The organism is Apilactobacillus intestinapis (assembly GCF_049166695.1).
Lineage (GTDB): Bacteria > Bacillota > Bacilli > Lactobacillales > Lactobacillaceae > Apilactobacillus > Apilactobacillus kunkeei_C.
Genome location: NZ_JBMHFD010000002.1, coordinates 63,616 through 82,502, shown reverse-complemented (window position 1 = coordinate 82,502; position 18,887 = coordinate 63,616). Strand labels below are relative to the sequence as shown.

Genomic DNA, 18,887 nt, shown 5'->3' with positions numbered 1-18,887 from the left:
CGACTTATTTAGTTTCTTTAACAAAAGTTTTATTACTTGTGATGTATTGGTGTGAATTAATGTATAGACGAGTGATTCCATGGTATTTAAGTACCTTACGGATCTTAATGACACTATTACGTCTAAAGTGCTTAATTCTATTACCAACACTGAACTTCTTACTGTTGTGTAACCATACTCCAGTAGGGCGAATTACCCTGTAATGACGAGCATTGTTCTTTCTTGAGTAGTAAGCACTTCTCATTGAAGAAGGAGTAGCTGTTAAGATACGGCCACCAGATACTCTGTAACGAGGAATACCATTCTTGTAGAATGCAATTCCTTTAACCTTGAATACATGTGCTGCATATCTCGGTCTCTTAGCATAGAAGATAACTCTATTACCCTTGGTAAATCTTACTGATCTATGAGTGTAAACAGACTTAATATTGTAAACATACTTAGGTAAACGACGTTTAATTTCCTTCTTATAAGCCTTTTCATAAGACTTGACGAAATCAACGTTTTGGTTTTTCAACTTAGGAATATGGTAGTGCTTGCTACCACGTTTCCTACCAGCTCGAGTCCCATCAGACATTTGTTGCTTTCTTTCAACTTGGAATCCTTGTTTGAAAGCATATTCTGCAATTGTCCCCATCTTCGCATAGTTGATACGTTTAGCTTTTCTGTTCTTAACATTGTTCTTTTCTGCCAACACCCCTGCTTTATAAGCGTCGAATGCTTTAACGTAAGCAGCAGGTTGTTGTCTTCTTTGAGCATTGGTTAGCTTCTTAACCCTCTTAGCATCATTGATTGCAATCTTAACAATCTTCGCTAATTCAATTCCTTGGTTAAAGTAGAACTTCTTTTTATCCTTTTGGCTAACCTTTTCATTATCAATACCAGCCTTAAATCCAACGATAATGTCTTTATAGTTATCGTCGTACTTAACTTTTTCTGGCTTGGCAGCAGGAGTTTCCTTTACACCATTAGTAAATGATTCAACTACCTTATCAGATTTAGCCACAGTATTAGTGTTAATTATTGTTGGCTTAGCTTCTGAATTTGAACCAGTTTGAGCAGAGGTGTTATTGTTTTCTGATTTATTAGGTTTGCCAGAATGATTATCATTCGATGTTCCACTATTTGAAGTGCTGCCAGTCGAAGTACTTCCGTTTGAAGTATTACTATTAGAAGTACCAGTGTGTGCAGTACTACCGTTGGAAGTGTTACCAGTATTACCGTTGGAGCTATTATTACCTGATGGTTTATCTTTTCCATTATCAGGAACGACAATCACAGGGGCATTTTTCACTCCTAAAGCATATCCTTGATCATATGCAGATGAGTAAATAGCATCAGCAGAATTAATATCTTTGGCTAGCTTGTTGTACCCACGAAGGTAACCACTGTTATAAGCATTGTACACATCGTTGTAAACATTCTTATCTAGCTTATCAGATCCTTGAACAGTACCCTTATTAACGGAGTTAATCTTGGCATCACTTAATGCTGTAGCAGCACTGTTGTATCCCATATCGTAGGCGGATTTATCAACAGGGTTCAAAGTAGCATCTTGTTTTGCCTTGTTGTTAACACCATCAAGTGCACCAATTTGAACATGGCTTTGCCATTCAGCGTATGCACGTTGATATGCCTTGTCGTAAACAACGGATACATTATCTATACTCATTGGACGTCCTAATTGGGCATCAATGAATCCAGCTTGCGCACCTCTAAATGAAGTATCTTCATCAGAATTAGTCATGTGAGTATTGTCATCATTACCGAAAGCTTGTTGTGCTAATTGGTAACCCTTCAATGCTTCGCCTGACTTATTAAAACCAAGCATAAATGACTTGTCATTTTGTTGTTGAGGTGTTAGTTGATCAACAGTAACACCTGACATACCAGCATCATAACCATTAGAAGCATCAGCATAACCAGCTTGATAATCAACATTGCTATCCTTTGGATAACTGTTGGTATCAAATGCAACAGCACCATTGGCGTTGTTGTAACCAGCCATGAATGAAGTATTACTCTTTTGTGCTTCAGTTAAATCGGTTGAACTTGGTAGTTTACCAGATTTAGCAGCATCGTATACTGCATCGGATCCATCCTTAGAATTGTTATATCCAAATGTGTAAGCTTGATCCAAGATATTTTGACTTTGCGCCTTATCATTTTGACTACCATTTAGGTATTGTTGACTACCATTGTTAGCCTTAGCAATGATTTGTGCATAAATATCATTGTATGCATCAGCATAAGCGGCTGGTTGTTGTGATACATCACTTCTTCTTCCTTGCTTGAAGTCATTCAATGCATCTAATACCGCTTTGTATGCACGGTCATGTGGACTATTTGAATTATAGTTATCAGTTGGCTTATTGATTGCATCTTGAATCCCTTGTTGGATTTCATCAGCCATATCGAAACCACTCATAAATGCAGGGTTGTTCAATTGTGCTTGGGTCAATTGGTCACGAGTAACACCTTTCTTGCGTTGTTCGTAACCAGTTTGTGCTTGTGCATAACCAGAATCGTAATTTTCTTGATTATTGATTTGAATATTTGTACTAGTGATTGTTGCTGAGCCTTCAGCAAGTCCATTAACAAAGTCTTGGGCACCCTTACCGATATTGTATCCTGTCATGTAAGTAGCGCTAGCTTTATTATCATCGCTTAGATCGGCAACTGACTTAGCAGCAAATCCATCTTGATAACCAGATTGAGTATTTACGTAACCTTGGTTATATGCACGGTCATCAGCATCAGCACCATTTGAATGTTCATTTGACAATCCGTTAATGAAGCGTTGACTTCCGTCATTCATTTCTGCAATTGATTGATCATATGCAGTCTTGTATGCGCGTTGGTAAGCTGCAGATTGTTGACTAACATCTGCAGGTGTCTTTTCAGAGCTGACCTGTTTGAATGCTTGGACAGCAGCATCGTAGGTATTAACTGCATCATCAGAACCAGTGTATTGGTCAGTATGGCTTTGTGTTGGATCGTTGTAGGCCGTCTTGTATGCATCCTTAAATGCTTGACCCATTTCGTATCCTTGAATGTATCCATAGTTAGAACTAGCTTCGGTATTACCCTTCAAACCATCGGAATAACCATTTTGGGTATCTTCATAACCTAATTTTTGGAAACTATCATCTGATACCTTGTTACCATTTGCAACATAGTTGCTATAACCAGTGATGTAATCCTTATTATCCTTAGCATATTCATCATTATAAACATCTTGATATACCAATGGTTCATTTGACACATCACTTGGTTGATTATTAGTCATAACCGCATCATGTCTAGCTTTAACAGTAGCGTTGTAACCAGCCATGTATTGTGCGTTGCTAGTATCTTGTGGTGCTTTACCAGAATTAGCATCATCACGGCCGCTCTTAGCATTGGTTGCAGCACTATATCCTGCTGAGTAGGATGCTGATGGATGTGAAACTTGCGCCTTACCATCGATTGCATCCTTGTAACCATCACGAGTTTGGTTATAACCAAAGTTGTAACTTGATTTTTCCATTTCATTTGAATCACTTGGTTGATTAGTACCAGCTGAGGTCAAGAAGTCGTTTTGACCATTCAATAGGTTTTGATTAGCGATACCATATGCAACATTATATGAAGCACTATATGGCAATGAGTGACTTGAGTCAGTGTCTTGAGGACTACCACCTGACAAGGCAGATTGATATCCAGCAACGGCACCATTGTATGATTCATTAATATCATTCTTGGTGTTTTCATCGTCATTAGTAGTATCGGCTGTGTTCTTTGTAACATCTGCTTTAGCAGCCTTGAATCCAGCACTCAACTTCAAACCAACGTTGTATGCGGGAGTATATCCAGCATATGGAAGCTTTTCAGGTGAGTTAGAAATACCATTCATGAAACCTTTGGTTGCGTCAGCAATTCCTTGATCAGTCGCAATGTTATTTGGCAATGATGAGGTATTCTTGTTTAGATATTGCTTAATCGCTTTGAAGTAGTCACCTGAAACGTTGTTTTCATGACTAATGTCGACATTACTGTTTCCAGAGTTAGCATTATTAACGCTGTCCTTAATATCGTCAAAGTTACCATACATCTTAGCAAAGTAGGTGTTGTATACATCTTGGTATGCCTTTGGTCTACCTGATACATCACTCTTCACGCCATTTCTAGCATCAGTTAACGCGTCATTGACAGCATTAACACCGTATTGTGAGTATTGGTCACTATCGATATTAGATCGCTTAGTGTATGTGCCATTGGCAGCATTAAGGGCATTAACGTGTGCAGTATATCCAGCCATAAAGACAGTATCTGCTTTTTGTTGAGCAGTTAATGATGATTGTGGAACGATATTTCCATTACTATCGACTGCAGCAGCATATCCAGATTCTGCGTCTTTATATCCTTGGCTTTCAACACTATCATCTAGTGAACTATCATCCTTAGGTTTGCCATTCAAGAACTCGTTAGCACCCTTACCTAAGTTGTAACCTTGTACATAAGCTTTATTATTGCTCATTGTTTGATCAAAGTTACCAGCCAATCCTGCTTCATAGCCATCCTTAGTAGTGTCATAAGCAGCCTTTTGTAATTTATCTAGACTATTACCACTACCAGTATTTATTGAATGAGCATTTGGAAGTGATTGGGCAAATGAGTTCAATCCATCTTCAACCGCTTGTTGAGCTTGTTGAATCATTGCATTGTAACCATTTTGCATTGAGACAGACATACCTTTTTGAAGTCCTGGATTATTGATGTTAAATCCATCGGTTAATGCTTGAACAGCACCATTAAATCCATCGGTTGCATAAGATGATGAATCACCGCTGGTGTTGTTGGTCTTGTCAGCTAAAGCAGCAAGGTATCCCTTGTATGCTGATTGACCAGCTTTATATGATTCGGTGTAGCCGACATTGTTAGTTTCTTGAGTTTGCGATTGACCGTTACTACTAAATCCAGCTTGGAAACCATCAATTGCGTCTTGATATCCTTGGGCATGGAAATCTGTTCCGGAATTATTGCTTCCTGATAGGTAAGCATTCTTACCAGATTCGTATTGATCGAAGAATTCCTTACCTTTAACATCGAAGATTGATTGATAAATTGGTGTATGTGCAGTGTTATCAACATTTGAATAATGCATGAATTGTTGACGAGCAGCTTGGGTTGCTTGGTAAGCATTCCCATAATCAGCATCGGTTGATTGCTTTTCTCCATCCTTGATGGAACCATCTTCAATCCCGTTCTTGTATTGGGTGTAGACATTGAATCCCTTCATAAATGCAGCTTGTCCAGCTTTAGCGGCAGGAATTTGACTAGCATCATTACCAGCAGCGGCGAAATTAAATCCGTCTTTAGCTTCTTGATAACCAGTAGTTTGATCTGCATTACTACTATCGTATGACTTTGCATATACAAACGCACTTGCACCTGTTCCGGCATTGTATCCACGAGTGTAAATATCAGCTGTGTAATCACTAGGTGTATGTGGTGAATTACTTGATGCGCTGGTGTAGCCATTATTGAATCCATCGTTAGTAATTGCAAAACCGCGCGCAGTTGCTTGATCTACGAGGTTATTAGAATCAGTGGTTCCCTTACCATTTCCATCGAAATATTGTTGTGAACCCTTAGCGATTGCATCCTTGTATTCTTTATATGCAAGGTTGTATGCGTTTTGGTATGAAATAGTCTTGTCAGCATTTGATTTTGGATTGTTCAATGCCTTGGCATCATCAAAACCAGCTTTAGCGGCATCAAATGTTTCCCTTGGACTAAATGCACCTTCGCTTTGATCGTTACCAGTGTATTCTTGGTTACCATCTTGAGCACTTTGGAAACTATCAGAGATTGCAGTTCCCTTATTGTAACCAGCTAAGTAACCAGTTGAGTTACCGTTTTGAATGTGTGGAATCTTCATTCCATCTGTGTAACCATCAGAAGTTTCTTTGTATCCACGGTTAAAGGCAACATCATCAGCATTATTAGTATCGTTAGAATGATTATTCAAGACACCAGTTAAGAATAGTTGTTTACCTTGTTCATATTGTTGACCAGATTCAACATTGGCAATTGTGTATGCCTTTTTGTATGCACCAGACTTGTTTGCATCAAGAACATGTTGTGTTGCAGTATCTTGCCCATCAGCAAATCCTCTAACAGCACCGTCGAATGCTGACTTAGCTTGATCAGTGGTTGCATTATTGTCTGTTGTTGCAGTCGCATGACTTCTAGTGTATTCAAGTGAACGAGCTACATCCAATCCTAATTGATAACCATTATCATAAGCTTGACTAGGTTGACTAATCTTACCAGCGTTATCGTTAGATGAATCATTTGGATGATCCTTTACATACTTCAAAGCATCTTTGTAACCTGCTTTAGCATCCAAGTAACCCTTATCAATAGCTGCTTGTTCTAGAAGAACTGATGATGTTGGTTTGTTGGTGTTATTAGCATCACCATTGCCGTCTAAATCATCACTACCATCATAGTTAGTAAATGCATCAATTCCTGATTGCATCTCATTTCTAGCTGTTTGGTAAGCCTTGTCATAGGCATCGTTATATGCCTTTTGACTAGCTTCATTAGCAGCTCTTGATGTTCTGTTACGTGGTTTATCACTAATTGCATCCTTGTAACCGTCTTGTGCACCGTCAAACGCGGATACACCATTAGTATCTGCTGTGTATTTGTTGTTTGAGTTAGCGTCAGTGGATGTATTTTGAGATGCATTGTAAGCAATTGCGGAGGCTTTACCAAGGTTGTAACCATCGATGTAACCTGCGTTACTTTGACTTGGAGATACGTTGTTGCTTAAACCAGCTTGTTGGCCTTCATTATAACCACGTTGTTCATCACTAAAACCAGATTGAACATAGCTATTGCCAGTTGCAGAAACCTGTCCATCTCTAAATTGCTTCATACCATTCTTGTAGTCATTAGTAATTTGATCATAGATAAAGTTGTATACACGATCTTTGCTTGAGCGATCGGAATCTGAAGAAATCGTATTATTAGCGATATCTTGACGTGCTTTTGCTGCCGCATTTTGAGCTTCCTTGTATACACTCAATTGATTACTATCAGTAGGTGCTGGAGTAACGTTATTGTATGCATCTAAAGCTGCCTTCTTAGCTTTGTATCCCGCTTGATATGCAGCAGAATATTGACTTAATTCTGTATCACTCAATTGCTTAGTTGCTGCATCGTCAAATCCTGATTTAGTATCACTAAATCCTTTTGACAAAGCTTTCGCATCAAGGCCTCGAGTGTCACTACCATTTGGAGCAGCATTTGGGTCATTTTGATCATTGCCATTCAAGAAGTTTTGTGAACCTTGGCTAACCTTCGCAACCGCTTCTGTCACAGCTTGGTTGTAAGATTCTACATAAAAAGGATTGGTATTAGTTGTTTTAGTAGTACCATTTTGCAAGTAATTATTTAATCCATCAACCGCACCTTGATATGCTTGACCTTCCACAATGTTTTTAACATGACTATCCATGTTATTAGTATTGTTATCGTTGATTTTAGCTTGTTCACTACTATCATTAGCATTGTTTAATGCAGCTTGATAACCATTTTGCAAACTCTTCCACGCTTGAACACCAATTTGGAAAGCAACGTTATTTTTTTGTCCCTCAGATTCATTGCTTTCGGTGTTACCATTCTTGAAGAAATTAAATCCTTCAAGCGCTTTATTGTAACCGTTGGAAGTAATATCTAGTTGATCTGAACGAACACCATTTTGACCAACCAATGAACTCAATGAAGTATTTTGTGCAAAGTAATATGCACCATTCTTATACGAAGCAGTATTTTGAGATAAGGCCGTGTTGTACGCAGTCTTGTATACCATATCATGTGTTGCTGTGTCATCGATTGGACTGTTTTTACCATTTTTTAGATTATTTTGCGCATCTAATGTTGCTTGGTAAGCTTCTTGATAAGCTTGTTCAATCACTTGTGGATTATTGATTCCTTGAGGTCCATCGACTGTAGCGCTGGCAACTGCCTTGCTAATTTGACTACCTTCAGTGAAACCATTTACATAGAAGTTAGATAACTTCGCTAATTCTTGGGCATCGATTGGTAATACAGTTTTTCCAGCTAACGCATCTTTAAAACCATTTTGCGCATCTTGATAACCCTTGACGAATCCTTGACTTTCAGCTTCTGTGAATTTACCAGAAGTTCCGTCGCCTTGTTTTCCAATAATGCTTGCTTGGTCATCAGTTAAATTATTTAACATATGTTGGTTAAATAAGTAATTATTCATACCATTCATGGCAGCACCTTGAATCGCATTCCAAGCAGTATTGTAAACAATATTACTAATTCCTGTTCCATTAATCTTCATGGCATCACCCGCAGATGATCCAGTAGCACCATTACTACTGTTACCATTACTGATGGCGATATTAGGGTTACTTTGGAAATCACTTAGAGCTTGTTTAACAGCATCCCTTGTATCATTTTGATTTCCACTGCCATAATCAGTTGAATTAGTTGGTTGGTTCATGGTGTCTTCATATGCTTTTTGGATTGCCTTTGCTGCGTTGTAACCGGCATTGTATTGAGGATTTTTACTAATTTGATTTGAACCAGATAAAGCATCATTAAAACCACTTCTTGCATTACTTGCACCTTGAATAGCGAAAGTATCGTTATCTAATTGCGTATTTTTAATAACCGAATCCACACCGTTTTGATATTCATTTTTAGAATATTCATAAACAAGCTTATACGCATTATCATAAACTAAATTATTTTTACTTGAATTATCTTGTTCAGGAACTCCCGAAATCAAATCGTTTTGTGCTTGAAGCATAGCAGTTGCAGCTGTTTGATAATTAGAGTCTGAACTACTTTGAGGGATAACGGTCCCGTTTTTAATTAAATCTTTGAACGCATTAGCAATTTGAGTTGCGGTGTTAGTTCCATCATTATTACCAGCAGTAGCTGGACTGGATATTGTTGGAGTTGAATTAATACCCAAAATACCAGTCATGTTCTTTACGTTATTTTGACTTAGGGCCAAATTATATGCATTTTTAGCATCATTAAAACCTTGTTGTTCAAAGACATCTGCAGTTTTAGGAACGTTTGCATTATTATCACTACCACTTAAGAACTCGTTGATTCCTTTTGAATAATCATTACTTGCTTGAATGAATGCATTCAAATATGCAATTTGTGCAATGGTTGAAAAGACTTGTTCATTATTGTTGTAATTTGTGACATTGTTTTTCAAATTATTTCTAAACGTTGTTTGTGTATTGGCATCGACATTCTTATAAGGGTTACTTTGGAAGTTCTTTTGTGCCAAGGTAATTGCAGCTGAAATATCAGCATTTTGTGCACTCTTTGCATTATTATAAGCTGTTACACCATCGTTGTATGCAGCAATTTGACTACTACTATTTGCCTTATTATTAGTTGCATCATTGAAACCATTATTTGCTTGAGTATAACCATAGTTATATGCATTTTGAGCTGCTGCAGCATCATCAAGGTTAGTTATTCCATTTTGTGTTTGTTGAGGATTACCCTTGGTAAAGTCCTGAGCACCACGTGCAGCGTAATATCCGGTTAAGTACCCCGGAGCTTGATTTGGGTTCACAGTACTATTTAACTGGCCATATTGATATCCACTTTGTGCATTTTGGTAGGCATTTTGGTAAATAATGCTGTAATCAGTTGAATCATTAGAAATTGGGACTACTTTTTGTAGCGCTTGTTCTGAACTTAGTCCTTGATTTGCTGCCATTGCAACGACTGCAGCATTATATCCCATCATAAACGTTGGAATCTTTCTTTGGGCATCAGTTGGTGCTTGATTTTCTGAAGCAGCGAAATATCCTGATCTAGCATTAGCGTATCCATTACGTCGATCTTGGTTTTGATATCCCCCACTTTGTAGTAGAGATTGTTGAGCAGTTCCATTCAAGTAGGATTGGGCACCACTAACAAACTGATTTTTTCCATCTTCAAAAGATTTTTCGTATGCAATGTTATAAGCTAATGATTCATTAGGATTAATCTTTGCAGTTCCGCCGTTTTGACTATCAATATATCCAGCAGCGGCACCACGAATTGCATCATTAGTTGGTAAATCCGAATTACTTGAACTTGTACTTGATTGAGCTATTGATATACCTTTATTTATTTTTCCTAAATAGCTATTTCCGCTTTTATATCCAACACTCTTATTATCTGATACATTATTAACTCCATTTTGGGCGTCTTGGAAACCTAATTGATATACCTTATCAGAATTTGATGAAGTATATGTTGCATCATGACCATTAGTGTTTAAGAAATCACTCATTCCTTGTTGATATGCTTTATTGGCATCAGCAAGCAATGATGGATATAAGCCTTGGAATGCTTGATCTTTATTCTTGTAATTAGCACTAAGAGTACCGTTATATGCGGGGTCTAACCAATTATTTTTACCGTTTTGAGCATCACTAATTGCTTGAACCTCAGCATTATAACCATCTACATAAAGTTGAGCGTCATCTACGCTAATTGGTTGCAATGATGAGGCTTGTCGAGCATCATTTACCCCTTGTTTAGCGATGTTGTAAGCATCATAACCTGCATTGTAAGCATCAATTGTTGAGTCTGATGGCTTATTAGTCTTGTTAGTTGTACTACCTGCTTGGTCATCACTAATGTGATCTTTGAATCCAGCCATTGCAGCATTATAAGCATTTGTATAGGCAGTCTTCATTGCATCAGTAGTTGTTCCATTTGCATAATCTGAAGAAGGTTGAACCTTTTTTACAAAATCATCCTTACCCTTTTTGGCCTGATTATCATATGCTTTCGCTGCTTTTTGGTACACAGCAATGTAAGGTGTAATTTGAGAAGAATCAGTTACATTCATAATGTTTGGATCTTCATTACCTAATTTGGCAGCATTAATACCTGCTACTGCAGCAGTGTATGCTTGATATTCAGCATAGTTCACGTCAGTGGCTTTGATGTTATCAAAGTCATGACTATTTTGATTAGCTACGGCTTTGTTATATCCTTGAACGACTTGGTCAATAACATTTTGATAACCTAATTGATAAGCTGCACTTTTATCAGTTGGCGCTTTTGAATCAGATGTCAAATTACTCAAATTATTAATCGCAACAGTAGAACCATTTTGAGCTTCTAAATATCCAATTGAGGCAGCATCAATTTGAGTACTTCCATCAGACAATGCAGAACTTCTTAATGGGTTCCCGTTTAGGTATGATTGCGCACCAAGTTTACCTTGATAACCCAACTCTTCTAATCTATCTAAACTATCAGAACTACGACTAAATCCAAGCTTTGCCTTATCGTATCCATTTTTATAATTACTATTTGAACTATATGAGTCTTTGTTTTGCTTACCTTGTAGATAATCCTTAACACCTTGTTCCGCATCTTCTTGACTGACTGCAAATGCCTGACGATATGCTTGTTGGTATGCAATAGATTTATGAGCTAGGACAGTATCTGAAATTGAATGACCACTCAATTCATCCTTAGCACCAAGGTATGCTTCATATGAAGACGTATCCTCAATTTTCCCGTCTTCTGTTTTTGGTAAGTTATCTTCAAAATCTTGATTTTTACCGTTTTCATCTTTTTTATCAATAGCGGCTTGATAACCTGCTTTAGCATCTTGAGCAGCTTGGTATGCTTGCATAAATCCAGCGTTATTCTTTTGGGTATCGTTCAATTGATCTTCAGTCTTACCTGATAAAGCTGCTTGGTATCCTAAGGCAGCATCTTGTTGAGCCTGTTGACCTAATACATCATTTGAAGCGGACTTTTGTCCCTTTAAAAAGTCCTGCACAGCAGCTTGATAATCATTTTGCGCTTTTTTCAATGAATCGTTATATACATTTTTATATGCAGTACTATTTTGACTTGTATCACGGTTAGATTTTGTCAATGATGCATCAGAATATGCATCTCTAACAGCGTTAAAACCATCCATATATGCTGGATTATCGTTTTGCGTTGGGCGATTAAAGTTACCGTATTGTTGGGTAGCTTCATATGCTCCAACCGCAGCATTTTTTGCGTAAGTAAATGCGGTTATATAAGCTTGTGAGCGACTTGTTTGGTCACTTGGTGTTATAGATGATGGATCTGATTTGCCATCATATTTTTTACTGAAATCGTCGAATGCAGCTTGAGCATCGTTGTACGCTTTACCATAGACGTCGTTATTACTTTGGGAAGATTTCTTTTGAATATAATCATTAATCCCTTGTTGATACTTGCTTTGAATATCAGCGTGCTCTGCATTGTAAACAGCTTGATAAATATCACTTTGTGAATTCAAATTAGTTGGTTGAGTGTTTTTATCCACATTCAAATAAGCAGCCTTGTACGCATTATAAGCGTCTTGGTATGCCTTTGTTTGAGAGCTTAAGTTAGCAGGTTCCCTATTAGCATCGATATCATTTTTAGCATCTTGGATTGCTTGAGTAGCTGTTTGAGCAGCTGTTACAGCATCCTTGTAGGCTTGTGTTTTACCACTTAAATTATCAGATGCCATATTAGAACCATTTGCGATGTTGTAATTAATCGCATCTTTAAAACCATCTAGTGCATCTTGATAACCTTTGTTATATCCATCATCAGAACTCTTAGTAGCGTCCTTTTGTCTACCATTCACTAAATCTTGTTCACCAGACTTAATGGATTGACCTAATTTATATCCCGATAATCCTTCATGTCCATCAGGAGTACCATTGTATCCATCAATTGCATCTTGATAACCTTGCTTAGATACCTCTTGATATGCTGATGGCAATGAAGATGTGTTATTGGAGTCAAAATTTAAAAATGATTGGGCACCATTATCGTATTGAGACTTAATTTGTTGATATGCAGAATTATATGCATCTGTAAAAATAACTTGTCCATTAGTATTAGTTGTAGTGCCACTCATAACGTCTTTTTTGGCTGCATTAAATGCGTTAACACCGACAGCATAAGCAGGGTTATTGCTCAAAGAATCTTGAGATACTGCGCCTTTAGAGGCATCACTGATTCCTTGGTTAAAGTTTTGTGCAGCATGGAATCCTTGATCATAGGCAACACTATTTGGATTTGCTTCAACAGTGGTTACTTTACTGTCTTGGTAACCTTGGACAGCGTTGTAGTACGCATTGTTGTAGTTATCAGTATATTGAGCAGTTGGCGTATTTGTTCCATTATTATTTGATCCATTATATGAGTTGGTTGCGGATTGTTGTTTACCATTAATGAAATCATTAAGACCTACTAAAGTCCCTTTTGCATCGGCTTTAGCACGATTATAACCATCAATATATCCTTGAGGATCAGTGATTGTGTTGTCATCATTGGCAATATTTTCAGCAACACTACCCACTTTAATTGCACCTGGGTTGTTATTTGGATCAGCTGCTCCATTAGCGAAGGCGTTGTACCCAGCCATGACACTGTTGTATCCGTTAGTATAATCATCATCAATCTTGTATCGATCGGTGTAACGTTGTTGACTAGCTTGTGTACCATTAGATAAGTAGTACAATGCGTCGTCTCTACCATCACTGATTCCGGCATAACTACCAGTATCGATTACTTGTTGACTTTGATCTACCAATGATTTTCCATCTGAAGAAAGATCATAACTGTGTTGTGATGAAGTAAATTGCTTAGTTTGTACCTGGGCAACAGTATCAACACCGTCAACTCCATAACGAAGAAGCAGTCCGACATAAGGATTCTTATTTGGATTGTAGTCTTTAGGCATGTTAATACTGTATTTAATCAATTCATAGTTGTAGTTACTTGGAACTTGAATTGCTTGTGTATAGTTGTTTTGATCAATTGTAACAGTGTTTCTAATACCATTACCAATTGTGGTTAACGTTGGATAACTATTTTGAGTTCCGTATCCAACTTGGGCATAGATTGGATCTGTATCAGTTGACTTACGATCACTTACTTGAGCATAACCTGTCAAAGTGTAAGTTCCGTCAGAGTTTAATACTGGTGTCATAGGCCCAACGAAATAAACCGCAGGAACTGTTGCGATTTGTACGAAGTTAGGATTTCCTTGTTGACTAAATGAACTCTTATTACCTGAAGCATCTACATAGCTATTTGTATAGTTTCCATTTTGATTAAATAAGTGGAAACTATATAGAATCTTTGATGATCCAGTGTTTGTTTGACCTGCTTGTAATCCATTAGACCCTTGGACACCAACACCATAAGTAACAAGTGATGTATATGCATCAATTTTACCGTTAGAAATCCGACTACCAGTATTTGTATTTTGTGTCAAATCAAGGGTAATGTTGTTTTGACCAGGATTAGTAATGTTTAATGGTCCTGCTAATAGGTTAGTAGCACCGGTTCCATCACCACTAATATACAAGTTACCCAAGTTGTTAACATTAACTCGTCCGTTGTTGTTATATAGCAAACCATAGGATCCAGTACTTGATGAACCCAATCCTTGTGATTTAACCATTACAAGACCACCGTTAGATATATTTACCTGTCCAGTAGAATCAACAAACATCGTTGAATTGCTGTTGTAACTAGGTGCTGCTGTTTCAATATCTAAGGTTCCACCATTAACATTAATATTCCCGTATGTGTAGATACCATTAGCATAAGTATTGCTACCATTCCAAGAATCAGGAATTATTTGTAATGAAGCCCCTTTATTAATGTTTAGGTTAGCACCATTGGTAACCACAATTCCGTAGTTAGATCCCAAACGGGCATAGTATCCACCATTACCACGTGGTACTAATGTCATTTGAGAACCTTCATTCATGGTTAAACTACCAGAAAGCTTAATAACGTTATTACCATAGTCTCTAGCTACTGAACCAAAGTACTTTGCTCCTGGGTATAGTAGAAGGTTTTGAACTTCCATATTTTCTTGGTTCCCATTACCTTCAGTTGGGTGAATCCCGTTGTTTAATGATGTTTGATAAGTCGAAACATTAATTTCATTAATATTTCCCTTAAAACGAATATCGTTACCCCCGGCAGGCCAATCAGAAAGCATTTGTGCCCCCATGTAGTTAACGTTATCGTAAATAACGGTACCAGGTTGATTAATCTTCAAGAATCCATAGTAGTTATATGAATAAGCCATTTGGAAATTCTTAATGATTAAAGTGGGGTTAACAGAAGTATCAGTATTAACAAATTGATCCAACACCCCGTGGAAATCAACTTGGTGATTTTGACCATCAACAGTTAATTTCTTTAGCTTTTGGATAGTTGGCCAATGTTCAACATATGGGTCTCCTTGGAAATCAATATCATTAACTAAACGAACGGTACTGTATCCTTTTCCACCGTCATTAATGTTTAATCCCATCGCATCGTTATATGCAGAATAACCAGAATTAGTTCCATTTACGAATGAAGAATAGCTCCAATCAGAATGGTAGTTACCTGCCAATGCACGTTGGAACTGCCAAGCATTATGCACAAAGGCGGTGTTATTATCGTTCATTTCGCGTGCAACGTTATCGTATGCCATTTGATAATATGCACTACCGTTGATGTAGTTAGGGTTTGCAGCTTCGTTTTGTAATACATATCCGTATGATTGGATTGTATCGTTGGTACTCCACTGATCATTCATCGCTTGTTGTGCACCGATATAAGCTTGATCGTAAGGATTTTTTGAATTAGCTAAAGGATGATAATTGTCACCTGGGAAACTCAACTGACGGGTAGGATCATACACTAATCCTTGTGCTTTACTAATCCCAGTCCATTTACCATTCTTAGCATCTTCGGTCCCTTGATGAGACAGAGCATAGTTAACACCAAATTCATAAGCACTGTATAATTCAGATCCTTGAACGTAAGGATTTTGGTTAACTAATTGAGAGTCTGATGGTGTTGGAATACTAATTTGACCATTTTCAGTAGCACCTAAATGTACTGATACATTTGATTTTCCGTTGAATTTCGAGTTCAAGCTGCTTTCATAACTTAATGCAGCAGAATGTGCAGATGTAGCAGCTTGAGCTGAGGACGTTCCATTAGAAGCTGAAGAGGTAGGTGTATTAGTGTTTTGAGAAAAGGCGGTATAATCCTGTTTCCCAGTACCATACCCATTTAAATCAGCATCATATAATGACTTAGCGTTGCTTGCACCATAATATGCAGCGTTGTAATAGTTTTGTGCATTTGATGCGACAGTAGCTACATTATTGCCATTTCCAGCAAAAGCATCTGATGCAGCTTGATTCATAGCACTATTGTAGTTAACAGCATCGTTTGCGGCACTTGCAACATCTGAGGCTTGTGATGATGACACTAAGGCTGACGCCGGATTAGCAGCTGATGATGCTCCTGAAGAACTGTATTTAGTTTGTGATAGATCCACTAATCCTGTATTGAATGCAGACTGAGCCTGTGATGATAGTGATTGATTTCCAGAAGTAGCACTTGTAACCGCAACACTCCCAGCAGATTGATTTGCATAAGATGCATTAACACTATTAGCTGGAGTTGTTGATGTACTTGAGGCAGAGCTTGCAGCAGCACCAGAAACAGAAACTGTGCCGCCTTGAGTAGGATTGGTAGATGCCGGATTAGATGCAGTATCAGCGTGTGCCACATGACTGAATGTCATTGTGTAGGCAAGGCCACCCACTGTAGCAAAAGTCGACAATGACATTACGACCCATTGCTTTTTGACTTTCTTCATGACCTTCTTATCTTTTATTTTATTGAATTTTTTCTTGTTATATTGCATATTAACGTTCCTTTCAAATTCAATCTTGGTTTAAAAAAATTTGATTACGACATTATTAAAAAACTATGTTTAACGCTCGGGTTTTATTAAAAAGAGCGTACTTAAGGTCATTTTATATAATTATTATATTATCATCTTCTTAACTCATTTTAAAATGTTTTGTATAAAGTTTTAATAAATCTTAAGAAAGCAATACAACATGTATATTAATTAGTATTTTCGTCATATCCAATAAGAAAAAGTTCCTCTTCAAATTTTTCTTATTATTTTAAAAAAGCTACAAACTTTCCATCTTGAAGCTTTCATTATAAAAGATTTTCTTTTACAATATAATAAATAATATTTGCGTTTATATGGGAGGTATGAATTTTGTCACAACAACGATTATTAGACATTAAAAACGGCTATAACTTCCGTGAACTTGGTGGTTACCAAACAGAAGATGGCCGTTTTGTAAAATGGAACAAAGTCCTGCGTTCAGGTGAACTTTCTGATTTATCCGATTCTGACTTAGCATTTTTAGAAGAATACGGCATTAATTTCGATGTTGATTTAAGATCTGACACCGAAAGACAAAAAGCGTCAGATAGATTACCTAGCAAGACTAAGTTCATTTCTAACCCTGTCTTCAACAGCGGTCACGATAAGACTGAACGTCAATACGCTGAACAATACATGGATGACGCTACGCGCGGTAAACAAAATATGATTAATTCATACCAATCAATGGTCACTAGTCCATCCGCACAAAATGCTTTTAAGAATCTTTTCAAGACATTATTAGCCAATACCGATGACGGTGCCGTACTATTCCATTGCGCGCAAGGAAAGGACCGTACCGGTCTATCTGCTGCGTTCTTCTTATTCGCCCTAGGCGTTGATGAAGACACAATTAAAAAAGATTACTTATTATCCAAAGAAGCAATGAAACCATTTATTCAAGTCAAAATCGACCAATACAGTAAATATGGTATGACCGATGAACTTCGTCAAAACCTAAACGATTTATACACTGTCGACGAATCATACTTCGATGCTGCGATGGCAACCATTAAAGAAAAATATGGCAACATCAATAACTTCTTACACGAATTTATTGGTTTATCCGACGCAGATATTGCTAAATTAAAGGATATTTATCTTACAGACTAAATAACATTGGAGTGATTTTTATGGGATTTAAAAAAGCTGCTGCTGCTTTAGGTGTAATGTCTACTGCAGTTGGGGCAGGAGCTTTTATGTTCAGCAACTACCTATTTAAGTTAGGTATGAACAGAAAGGACGACGAACCTGTCCCACAAACTAGCCAATTGCGTTTCGCATACGCATACTACCGTTATGTTGATTGGTTTCACGCCATCCCAAAGGAAGAATGGGTGTTAAACGAAGTTGATACCGGCGAAAAAATGATTGCTTCATATGTTCCTGCCAAGGAAGAAACAAAGAAAACAATCATTATGGCCCACGGGGTTGGATGTAATCGTGAAACAATGGCTAACTTCATTAAGATGTACCACGAACTAGGTTTTAACATTTTGGCTCCAGATGATCGTGCTCACGGTGATAGTGATGGTAAGTACGTCAGCTACGGCTGGAAGGATCGTATCGACTACCTTCGTTGGATTAAACTAGTCCTTGAAAAAGTCGGTGACGATGCCGAAATCCTAATGTTTGGTATCAGTATGGGAGCCGGAATTGTCACAATGCTAAGTGGTGAAGACTTACCAAAACAAGTAAAAGCAATCATCGCTGATTGTGGATACACCAATGTTGGTGACGAATTCAACTACTTACTAAAAGACATGTTCCACTTGCCTCCTTACCCAATCGAACCATTGGTTAGCGCGATTAACTGGTACAAAGTTGGATATCGTTTGCACAACGCCTCATGTACCGAAGCATTGAAGAAAAACAGCTTACCTACCCTATTCATTCACGGGGATAGCGACATCTACGTACCAACTTACATGTCTTATGAAAACTACGCCGCATCAAACGGTCCAAAGCAACTATGGATTGTGCCAGGTGCAGGTCATGAAGAAAGCTTCTGGGTCAACCCAGTCGCATACAAGAAGCGCGTCAAAGACTTCTTGCACACATACTTTGACTAAACAAA

Annotated in this window: 3 protein-coding genes; 2 read left to right on the top strand and 1 reads right to left on the bottom strand. The window is 37.7% G+C overall.

Annotated elements, in window-relative coordinates; translation table 11 throughout:
* Positions 1-4: 4 nt before the first annotated feature.
* A complete protein-coding gene (locus tag ACOMA7_RS02550; RefSeq protein ID WP_421391751.1) occupies positions 5-16,771 on the bottom strand; it encodes a DUF5776 domain-containing protein in 16,767 nt (5,588 codons plus the stop codon).
* 369 nt (positions 16,772-17,140) lie between these two features.
* Between ACOMA7_RS02550 and ACOMA7_RS02545 the strand changes: the two genes are divergently transcribed.
* Both ACOMA7_RS02545 and ACOMA7_RS02540 read left to right on the top strand, forming a co-directional pair.
* Positions 17,141-17,923 carry a tyrosine-protein phosphatase gene (locus tag ACOMA7_RS02545; protein WP_421391749.1) on the top strand — a complete coding sequence of 261 codons (783 nt, stop codon included), beginning with the start codon at positions 17,141-17,143 and terminating at the stop codon, positions 17,921-17,923.
* A 20-nt stretch (positions 17,924-17,943) separates the two neighbouring features.
* The gene (locus ACOMA7_RS02540; RefSeq protein ID WP_421391746.1) at positions 17,944-18,882 is read left to right on the top strand and encodes an alpha/beta hydrolase; all 939 of its coding nucleotides are present in this window, start codon (positions 17,944-17,946) and stop codon (positions 18,880-18,882) included.
* Positions 18,883-18,887 lie beyond the last annotated feature (5 nt).

Excerpts from the sequence above, each read along its gene's own strand:
- ACOMA7_RS02540 (WP_421391746.1), top strand. The coding sequence starts at position 17,944 with ATGGGATTTAAAAAAGCTGCTGCTGCTTTAGGTGTAATGTCTACTGCA.
- ACOMA7_RS02550 (WP_421391751.1), bottom strand. The coding sequence starts at position 16,771 with ATGCAATATAACAAGAAAAAATTCAATAAAATAAAAGATAAGAAGGTC.